Raw genomic sequence first — 9,212 nt, 5'->3', positions numbered from 1 at the left:
CCAAACACCCCGCTACACAGAAGCACTCATCTCCCGCGTAGGCATCACCGGAGTATCGGACACCTACATCCAGCGATCCATCGAGCAGCGGCTGTACCGGCAGAAACGCGTACTATCCGGCGACTTGGAAATCGACCTCGTGCAACCCGAGTCAGCACTGCACCTCGTCGTCGGAACTCCCGAGGTCATGGCGGAGCAAATGGCGAACTGCCTCGAACTTGCCGAGCTTCCCACTGTCAACCTGCGGATCTCTCCCTACAGTGCCGGCAACCACGAAGCGCTCCGGCTCGGGAACTTCGCGCTCATGACACATCCCTGGGGAACTCCGCGGGTGCATCTGGAGGGCTACGGTGGTGGCCGGTTCATCACAAATGCCGATGAAGTAGGCTATTTTACGGCCGTGTTCGAGCAAGCGAAGAGCATGGCCTTGACTCCAGCGGAGTCGAAGAAGTTCGTACAGCGGCTAGAAAAAGCGTGGAGTAAGAAATGCTGAAGTGGCGTAAGTCCAGTTTCACGAATCCCGAAACATGCGTAGAAGTCGCAAAAACCCCGACTGGAACTTTTCTGGTCAGAAATTCCAATGCGCGAAATTCCGGGACTGCCGAGTTCACAGAATTGGAGTGGAGCGCCTTCATTAGGGGGGTTAAAAATGATGAGTTCGACCCGGAAATAATGTGAAATCAACCAACGCCCCAACGAAACTAAACCCAACCAGCCAAAACGGTGTCACCCCCAGATTTGCTAGCAGCGACCATACTGTCGCACAGCATGTGCCACGCATGGGATTGCGCGAGTGTTCCGGACGCCGACCAAAGCGAGTCTTCATGCCTTACTCGCGCTACCTAAATGCTCACTAGCCTTAGGCAGACCGCCATTCAGGGCGATCAAATACAAACTCGCCGCACCGACCTTCCAGGCGAAGTAGCAGCCGTAGATGCGGGTGCGTCTCAGCCGGGTTGGAGCGCACAACAATCAACTTATGGTCACCCGCGTCGACAACAGAATGGACGTAGTCGAGCAATGGGCGCGGCACATATCCTAAAGACACCGTTTCATCCACAATCTTGATTGCGCGTGGATCCGTCTCGTTACTAGTATCAGGCCTCAATGTAAGGCGGTCCCCAGCCTTTAGCCCAGTAATATGATCACTGGCCTTATCTTCGCAATACCGCACTCCATGTGACAGGAAATGAGCAGTCGTCTCCCCGGTCATGCGATCATATGTCGGCAATGAGATAAGTTCGATTGGGTCACCTTCCCGATAGCCGCCTGAAGCTGTCAGGATTTCCCAGGCGTCAGCGTCCTCGGAGAGGTCTAGCGCTGCCAAGTACTCGGGCCGGTCGGGGCGTTTTGCACTGATGACCCGCTCGGCAAATGAAGGGAACAGCCGCCGCGAGTGGTAGTGCCTGCATACATCGCGGAATCCAATGATCGGTACGAAGCGCTCACACTCAGCGACCTTGGCAAGGTATGTGAACTCGAACACAGGCACGTCGCTGGAATCGAACCTACGATCGAGATAGCCGATTGCCCGGTAGGTTCGGTCTTCCACACCCCGGCGAGTAACGATAAGCCTCGATGCGCTGGTCTCTGGATCGGCATAGGCGGACGACAGCGTCAGATCAGTGGAGAGCATCACACAGCCGCTTTCGGTTGAGGGTTATCGCTGTCTGTACAAAGATACAAGTGTGGTCTGACATCCTTGGGACCCTCTCGACAAGTTCGCGACATTCGTCCAGGTCAACCGCGATCAGTTGCCCTACCCAGTGTTGCCGAGCAGCAGCGGAGCACATCGACAAGGCTCGCGTGGCCAAGTCGACGAGATCATGAGGTTCGCCGCCGTAGAAACGCTTCGTCCGTCCGCGTGCACACCACACAGTGACCGATCCTTCCTCAACCCGTGTGGCGCGACGATCGTCCGTCTCGCCACTCGCCAGTGAGGTGCCATGATCAAAGCTCGGCCCTAGGTAGATGTCGCCGGTTGCCGGATGCTGCACGACACCCCAATTGTGGGCATGGCGGTCTGTATTGCCGATCCACGCATCGAGCAACAAGTAGCTAACCCACACGTCGAACGCAGACCACCCCATATAGAAGCCACCGTAGGGTCCGGAGATCCCATCCAAGACGTCGCGGACCGCTTCTAAAGTGTGTCCGACGCAAAATTTTTCATCAAAATGCGAATCAACCTCTGCGAGCAACTGCGCACCGGGCGCCCATGACCATCCCTCGGGCCGCATGTCGCGGCTAATGGAACCCCACACGCGCCGCGAGTCGGTGGTTTGAGGGGCGGTGGCCAATTCGGTTTCGGCTGCCGGAATGGCGATTAGCCGTGCAAGTTCGAACGCAATTTTCTCCGCCCAGTTCTCACCGCCGATCAGTACGTCGGGATGATGGCCCAGCGCTTGCCGCTTCTTCGACAGCGGCAGCACCTTCTCAGTCCGCGGCTTGAACAACCAATGCCCAACGAGGGGCGACTGCTCCGGCGCGCGGAACCATCGCTTCGCCTCGTCACCGCTGGGGTCGCTCTCCCCGCGTATCCAGTCATCGAGTTCGACGACGCAAAACATGTTCGCCACACCTGAACCGTAGGGCCGTTTACCCAATCGCCGCTCACCGGGCCGCCGTTGTCAACGGCAGGCCAATCCTAGGTTTCACGGGCCGTCGACAACTTATTGGCCTGAGGCCCGAAATACCTGGATTCTTCGGCACATCTCACGGTGGCGGAGTAAAACCTCCAGGCCATTGCGTATTCGAGCTGTAGCGGATGCCGACCAAGATAGGGTCCGTCAAGGTGATCATGCCCAAATCCACGCCAAGAAACTCACGGCCGATTCGGTACGAGCAGGTCAAGTTCGCAAATGTCAGATCCGCATCGGTCAGATCCGCATCTGTCAGGTCCGCCCCGGTCAAGACCGCATCGATCAGGACCGCACCATTGAGGTCTGTCCGAATCAATTCAGCTTCGATCAGGTCCGCGCGTTTCAAACTCGATCTGCTCAAATTCGCGCCGTACAGACACGCCCGGGACAGATCCGCTCCGTTCAGATCTGTCCGTGTCAGATCAGCTTCGATCAGATTAGCGTCAACCAGCCTTGCACAGCACAGATCAGCGCCCGTCAAGTCCGAGTAATTCAGTCGAGCGCGGTCAAACTTCGCGCCAGACAGGCTCGCGCCAGACAGGTTCGCACGAGTCAGGGTCGATCCGGTCAGGATCGTGCTTCTCATGCGCGCGCCGGTCAGGTCAGCGCCGGTCAGATCAGCCCCGGTCAGGTCAGCGCCGGTCAGGTCAACACCACCCATATCCGCCCGGGTGAAGTCGAGTCCGGCAAGATCAAGCGATTTGAGATTGCAGTCTCGTAAAGAGGCGTGCCGCAGGCTGATAGAGGTATTGGCCCAAGATCTCGGATGCTCGGGGGGACGACGGCGGCGTTCAGTAAGTATCTGGACGATTGCTTGACGAATCTCACGTTCGGAAAGATCGGGCGGTGTGCCACCGGCTACCGCCGGCGCCGGGACCCGCAGATACCACTGCAACAAGTTGATGCAAACCTGACGTTCTTCGTCCTCACCGTACGTATGCCAATCGTCGGCGAGCGCAGTCAGCGCATAGACACCAGCTTGCCGGACGGCAGGCAGAGAGGTGTGATCGATCTGTGCAGCGACCGCGGTGTAGCGGTCTCTCAAGGCCGCTTCCTGGACCCGGCGTGCGTCCTCGCGATGGCGTTCGCGCTCCCGGTTTGTGTCGACCTGATGCCGCTCACGCTCGCGGTCCATATCGGCTCGGTGATGGTCCTCCGTCTGGGCACGGGTACGTTGACCATTGAGGTAGGCCAGCGCGCCGGCGGTCAGCGCCCCCGCCCCGGCTAGGAACGTAGCGAGTGGTTGGGAAAACGTAGCCTGCACTCCGAATAGCAGAGCAGCGCCGAACCCTGCAGTTGCAGAGCCCACTATGATAAGCCCGAGAGTGAGCACAAGCGTTCGGCGGTGTCTCAGGTTTCGTCGGCGATATGAACTGATCACAGAGTCCGCGCCGGCCGATCCGACCACTTTTCCTCCCCCAATTTCATCAAGAAACGGCTTCGTCGCCCCTGGTTCAAATAGTCACGATTGCAACTTCGAAGCAAAGATCTGTCGCTGTATTCGAGCACGGCGGTCAAGCGGGTCCAGTCGAACTGGCTGGACTCCGAAGGCGGGTTCAGCGGAGCTGTACCAAAGCAATACACGCGAGGTGTGCAATTTTCGCAGAAGCTGGCCGCTACACGTTGAAGCGGAATTCGACTACGTCGCCGTCGGCCATGACGTAGTCCTTGCCTTCCATCCGGACCTTGCCCGCTGCCTTTGCCGCGGCCATGGATCCGGCTTCGACCAGGTCGTCGAAGGCGACGACCTCGGCCTTGATGAAGCCGCGTTCGAAATCGGTGTGGATGACACCGGCGGCCTTGGGGGCGGTGTCGCCCTGGTGGATGGTCCAGGCGCGGGCCTCTTTCGGGCCGGCGGTGAGGTAGGTCTGCAGGCCGAGGGTGTGGAAGCCGGCGCGGGCCAGGGCGTGCAGGCCGGGTTCGGATTGGCCGATGGATTCGAGGAGTTCGGCGGCGGATTCGTCGTCGAGTTCGAGGAGTTCGGATTCGACCTTGGCGTCCAGGAACACCGAATCCGCCGGGGCGACGGAGGCTTTCAGCTCCGCGACCTTGGTCTCGTCGCTCAAGACGGATTCGTCGGCGTTGAAGACGTAGAGGAACGGTTTGGTGGTGAGCAGGGACAGTTCCTTCAGCAGTTCGCTGTCGATCTCCTTCGCGGCGTGGAACAGGGTCCGGCCGCTGTTGAGGATTTCCTGGGCCTGCTTGGCCGCATCCGCGTAGGGCTTGCGGTCCTTTTTGACCTTGGCTTCCTTCTCCAGGCGGACGACCGCCTTTTCGAGGGTTTGCAGGTCGGCGAGGATCAGTTCGGTTTCGATGACCTCGATATCGGAGGCCGGGTTCACCTGGCCGTCCACGTGGACCACGTCGTCGTCGGCGAAGACGCGGACGACCTGGCAGATGGCGTCGGCTTCGCGGATGTTGGCGAGGAATTTGTTGCCGAGGCCGGCGCCCTCGGAGGCGCCCTTCACGATGCCGGCGATATCGACGAAGGAGACCGTGGCGGGGACGATACGGGCGGAGTCGAAGATCTCGGCGAGTGTGCCGAGGCGGGGGTCGGGCAGCGGAACCACGCCGACGTTGGGCTCGATCGTCGCGAAGGGGTAGTTCGCGGCGAGCACGTCGTTGCGGGTCAGCGCGTTGAACAGCGTCGATTTTCCGACGTTGGGCAGGCCGACGATTCCGAGGGTGAGACTCACGAGGACTGGAGTCTACGCGGGACGGCCGCCGGGGCGGCGGTCGGCCGTGGGTGGGCACGGGAGCCGGCGCGCAGGCCGGCGGCGAAGACGGTGAACTTCAGGCGGTCACCCGGCCGCTCGGTGAGGCCGAGGAGTTCGACGGCGCGTTCGTGCTGGACGGCGCGGGCGGCGAAGCCGGGGATGAAGCCGAACGCCCACCAGGGCGGGTTCAGGGACTGTTCGGCGAGGCGGGCGGCGGCTTCGGTGCGGTGGAGTTCGGTGGCGAGGGCTTCGGCGAAGTATTCGGTGAACTCGGGCCAGCTGCCGGGCAGGGGGCGGGTGGATATGCCGTAGCTGCGGTACCAGGCGCAACACTCCTGGTAGAGGTACTCGCGGGATGCGGGGGTGAGCGGGCGGGCGTAGGTGTCGATGGCGGTGACGAGGGTGTCGACGTAGGTGGCGTGCTGGAAGTGGAACAGTTCGGGGGTGAGGGCGTGGTAGCGGTTCCCGACGTGGTCGCGGCCTTTCACATGTTCGTGGGCGAGGCGGATGACGCGGGCGGGGTCGGGGTGGCCGGTGCGGGCGAGCCCGATCATGCGGTTGACCGTGCGCTGCTTATGCGCCCACACCCCGGTGTGTACGTGTTCGCCGTAGGAGGCGGCGATAGCGGGGTGCAGGAGCTGGAGGGTCACCGCGCGCGGCAGGGTCAGCAGGAAGCGGCGGTCGGGGAGGTATCTGCGCAATAGCGAAGGGTGATCGGCCGGTCCGGCGGGTGGCGTCGAACTGCTCATACCGTGTTCTCCTCGGCGGTCGGCTCGCACTGAGAGTGAGAAACTATTTCACTATCATCATCTCAACTGGGTCCGTGGTTACCAAGGGCCGACTCGTCCGAACCGGCGTAGCGTGACCGGTATGGAGCCGACCTCTCAGGTGGTGACGGCCCACCCCGCGCCCGCCCTGGCCGCGTTCATCGACGGCTATATCGGCTACCGCATGACCGGATACGAGGCGGGTCTGCATCGAGGGCTGCCGTCGCGGCATATGACCTTCATCGTGGCCATCGGGCCGGCGATCGACGTGGTCGGCCAGTCCGACGCCCGCCAGGCCCCGGACAACTACCGCTGCGTGCTGGGCGGACTACAGGACACCCCGGCGATGATCGCGCACGACGGCACACAGGAAGGTGTCGCCGTGAAGCTCACCCCGATGGGGTGCCGGGCACTGTTCGGGCTGCCGGCGGCGGAGTTGTGGAGTACCTCCCTGGAATTCGCCGATCTCATCGGATCACCGGGGCGGCGATTGTGGGAAGAACTCCAGGAACAGCCGAGCTGGCCGCAGCGGTTCGCGGCCTGCGACCGGGTGCTCACCCGGCTGCTGGTGCCGGAACGGACGGTCGGGCCGGAGCTGACCTGGGCGTGGCGGGCGGTGGCGGGGTCGCACGGGATGCTCGGGGTCGAACCGCTGGCCGAGCGGATCGGATGGAGCCGGCAGTACCTCACGAAGCGGTTCACGAGCGAGTTCGGGTTGAGTCCCAAGGTGGCCGCGCGGATCGCCCGGTTCGAACGGGCCAAGCAGATGTTGCTGAACACTCCGTCGTTCGTGTCGATCGCCCAGGTGGCCGCGGCGTGCGGGTATTACGACCAGCCGCACCTGAACCGGGAATTCGCGCGGCTGGCCGGTTGCAGCCCCACTCAGTGGCTGGCCGAGGAGATTCCATCCGTCCAAGACCCGGAACTCGCCGGGGAGCCACGCTGAAACCATGACCGCAACAGAGAAAACCACCACGACAACCGCACCGGCGCCGACCGTCTGGCCCTGCCTGGCTTTCCGGGATGCCCGGGGAACCGCGGACTTCCTGGTCCGGGCATTCGGATTCGAGCTCACCGCGATGTATCCCCGGGACGACGATCCGTCGGTGATCGAGCATGCCGAACTGCGCTGGCCGGAAGGCGGCGGGATCATGTTCGGCACCGCCGGCAAGGGCGGTGGCCTGCCCGAACGGCGTACTCCGGGTACCGAATCGGTGTATGTCGTCTGCTCCGACCCGGACGGTCTCTACGAACGCGCCACCGCCGCCGGCGCGGACACGATCGCCGGGTTGAAGGACGAGGACTACGGGTCGCGCGGATTCACCGTCGCCGATCCGGAAGGCAACTACTGGAGTTTCGGCACCTACCGCGGCCAGTGAACACGAACGTGCCGGACGGCCGACCACATGTCGACGGACAACCGGCTCGCCGAGTACCGGCCACACGGCGCCGGCCTACAACTGAGGCAACAGTTGGATGCCTCGAGCTGAGCACACCGGCTCCGGCTTGACCTTCGAGTTCCTCGAAGCCCGATGATGAGCGGGTGCCCGAATCCGACCTCATCACCATCGGCGCGTTCGCCCGGTCCTGCGGGATCACCGCGAGCGCGCTGCGGTTCTACGACGACTCCGGCCTGCTCGCCCCGGCCGGGGTCGACGAGAGCACCGGCTATCGCTACTACGCCCCTGACCAAGTGGCTCGGGCGGTGACCATCCGCCGGTTGCGGGAGATCGATATGCCGCTGGACGGTATCGCCCGGGTGCTCGCGGCGGACGCACCCGATGCGGCCCGGTTGATCGACGACCATGTGACGCAGCTGGTGGCACGCACCGGGCAGGCGCGGCGGACCGCGGAAATCGTGAAGGCGGCCCTCGGCGAACCGTCCGGATGGCTGGTGGCGACGGTGCGCGGGCCCGTGCTCGCGGCGGCGGTCGAACAGATTCTGGCGACCAGCGGCACCGATCCCGAGTTGCCCGCGCTGGCCGGAGTGCGGCTCGAGGCGACCGCCGAAGCGCTGACCCTCACCGCCACCGACCGGTACCGGCTGTCCACCCGCACCCTGGTGCCCGAACAGGCGGGCTCGGCCGAATGGTCCGCCACTGTCGACGGGGCCGATCTGAGCGCGGCGTTACCGGAGATCCGCCGGGCCCACTCGGTGGATCTCGAAGCCGGGGAACACAGCATCCGATTCCGTCCGGCCGACGGCGCGGCGCGCTCGTGCCGGACGATGACCGAACCCTTCCCCGATCACCGTGCCCTGCTGGCCGCGCTCCCGGCGGCACACACCCATGCGGTGGTCCCGAAACACGGCTTGCTGCGGACGCTGGAACAGCAGCGGGCGCGCTATCTCCGGCTCACGGTCGCCCCGGGGTCGCTCATCGTCACGGGCGCCCCGGACCAACCGGCCGGCGAGCTACCCGCGCTGGTCACCGGACCCCCCGGCGACCTCGTGTTCGCTTTCACCATCCTGCATCCGGCCGTCGCGACCGCCATCGGACCCGATGTGCGGCTGGATATCGCCGGCCCGCAGGACCCGATGGTCGTGCGGTCCGCGGACAACGGCGACCTCACCACCCTGGCCATGCCGGCCGACCCCGCAATAATCGACGCAGAGAACGGATCCCCGAGTTGACCACCGATCAGCTGTCCCCCGACACCACCATGAACGCGATCACCGAGGCCGTCACGCTCGGCCGGTCCGGCGATATCGCGACCGCCCGCGCCCGGCTGCTCGAGATCTGGACCGCAATCGGCGTCGCCGGGGACGCCCTGCACCGCTGCACACTCGCCCACTACCTGGCCGACCTCTACGACGACCCGGCACAAGCCCTGGCCTGGGATATCCGGGCGCTCGACGCCGCCGATTCCCTCGGCGACGACCGCGCCCGGCAGTACCACGCAAGCCTGCAGGTGGCAGGGTTCTATCCGTCGCTGCACCTCAACCTGGCCGACAACTACCGGCGATTGGGGTCGTGGGGGGCCCCGGGCGGACAGCACCCCCCCCCCCCGCAGCACCAGAACCCCCGCACGGGCCCCACGACATTCTCCCAATCCGGACGGAACGTCAGACCGTGGTCGTGCACGGC

General features: G+C 63.8%; 11 protein-coding genes. 6 read left to right on the top strand and 5 right to left on the bottom strand.

The window, feature by feature from the left end:
* Together QH276_RS19220 and QH276_RS19215 are read left to right on the top strand one after the other, a co-directional pair.
* Positions 1-493 (top strand): DUF5753 domain-containing protein (locus tag QH276_RS19220; RefSeq protein WP_280406842.1); only part of this gene is annotated, 493 nt, incomplete at its 5' end.
* Positions 487-678 (top strand): DUF397 domain-containing protein, encoded by a 192-nt coding sequence (locus tag QH276_RS19215; protein ID WP_280399052.1) that lies wholly within the window; start codon positions 487-489, stop codon positions 676-678. The genes QH276_RS19220 and QH276_RS19215, both read left to right, overlap by 7 nt.
* Positions 679-859: 181 nt before the next feature.
* Here the strand turns inward: QH276_RS19215 and QH276_RS19210 are convergent, their stop codons facing one another.
* From QH276_RS19210 to QH276_RS19190, 5 genes are all read right to left on the bottom strand, one after another.
* The gene (locus tag QH276_RS19210; RefSeq protein ID WP_280399068.1) at positions 860-1,636 is read right to left on the bottom strand and encodes an HIRAN domain-containing protein; all 777 of its coding nucleotides are present in this window, start codon (positions 1,634-1,636) and stop codon (positions 860-862) included.
* Entirely contained in the window at positions 1,623-2,570 is a 948-nt protein-coding gene (locus QH276_RS19205) for a hypothetical protein (protein WP_280399069.1), read from the bottom strand. The genes QH276_RS19210 and QH276_RS19205 overlap by 14 nt, the downstream gene beginning before the upstream one ends.
* A 145-nt stretch (positions 2,571-2,715) precedes the next feature.
* The gene (locus QH276_RS19200) at positions 2,716-3,906 is read right to left on the bottom strand and encodes a pentapeptide repeat-containing protein (protein WP_280399053.1); all 1,191 of its coding nucleotides are present in this window, start codon (positions 3,904-3,906) and stop codon (positions 2,716-2,718) included.
* A gap of 352 nt (positions 3,907-4,258) precedes the next feature.
* Positions 4,259-5,338, bottom strand: a complete 1,080-nt coding sequence (gene ychF, locus QH276_RS19195; protein WP_280399054.1) for a redox-regulated ATPase YchF — start codon at positions 5,336-5,338, stop codon at positions 4,259-4,261.
* Complete coding sequence (locus QH276_RS19190) at positions 5,335-6,108, bottom strand: oxygenase MpaB family protein (RefSeq protein ID WP_280399055.1); 774 nt, start codon at positions 6,106-6,108, stop codon at positions 5,335-5,337. The genes ychF and QH276_RS19190 overlap by 4 nt, the downstream gene beginning before the upstream one ends.
* 121 nt (positions 6,109-6,229) lie before the next feature.
* On the opposite strand from QH276_RS19190, the gene QH276_RS19185 reads away from it, so the two are divergent.
* The 4 genes from QH276_RS19185 to QH276_RS19170 all read left to right on the top strand — a co-directional run.
* Complete coding sequence (locus QH276_RS19185) at positions 6,230-7,072, top strand: AraC family transcriptional regulator (RefSeq protein WP_280399056.1); 843 nt, start codon at positions 6,230-6,232, stop codon at positions 7,070-7,072.
* 4 nt (positions 7,073-7,076) lie between these two features.
* Positions 7,077-7,505, top strand: coding sequence for a VOC family protein (locus QH276_RS19180; RefSeq protein ID WP_280399057.1), 429 nt, complete (start codon positions 7,077-7,079; stop codon positions 7,503-7,505).
* A 164-nt stretch (positions 7,506-7,669) separates the two neighbouring features.
* A complete protein-coding gene (locus tag QH276_RS19175; RefSeq protein ID WP_280399058.1) occupies positions 7,670-8,758 on the top strand; it encodes a MerR family transcriptional regulator in 1,089 nt (362 codons plus the stop codon).
* A gap of 29 nt (positions 8,759-8,787) precedes the next feature.
* On the top strand, positions 8,788-9,212 hold a 425-nt coding region (locus QH276_RS19170), incomplete at its 3' end, for a hypothetical protein (protein ID WP_280406843.1).

The organism is Nocardia carnea, assembly GCF_029869215.1.
Classification (GTDB): domain Bacteria; phylum Actinomycetota; class Actinomycetes; order Mycobacteriales; family Mycobacteriaceae; genus Nocardia; species Nocardia carnea_B.
This window is presented reverse-complemented; position numbering and strand designations above follow the sequence as displayed.

What these genes read in the sequence shown, in the direction of transcription:
- QH276_RS19215 (WP_280399052.1), top strand. Translation starts at nt 487, where the DNA reads ATGCTGAAGTGGCGTAAGTCCAGTTTCACGAATCCCGAAACATGCGTA.
- QH276_RS19210 (WP_280399068.1), bottom strand. Translation starts at nt 1,636, where the DNA reads ATGCTCTCCACTGATCTGACGCTGTCGTCCGCCTATGCCGATCCAGAG.
- QH276_RS19205 (WP_280399069.1), bottom strand. Translation starts at nt 2,570, where the DNA reads ATGTTTTGCGTCGTCGAACTCGATGACTGGATACGCGGGGAGAGCGAC.
- QH276_RS19190 (WP_280399055.1), bottom strand. Translation starts at nt 6,108, where the DNA reads ATGAGCAGTTCGACGCCACCCGCCGGACCGGCCGATCACCCTTCGCTA.
- QH276_RS19185 (WP_280399056.1), top strand. Translation starts at nt 6,230, where the DNA reads ATGGAGCCGACCTCTCAGGTGGTGACGGCCCACCCCGCGCCCGCCCTG.
- QH276_RS19180 (WP_280399057.1), top strand. Translation starts at nt 7,077, where the DNA reads ATGACCGCAACAGAGAAAACCACCACGACAACCGCACCGGCGCCGACC.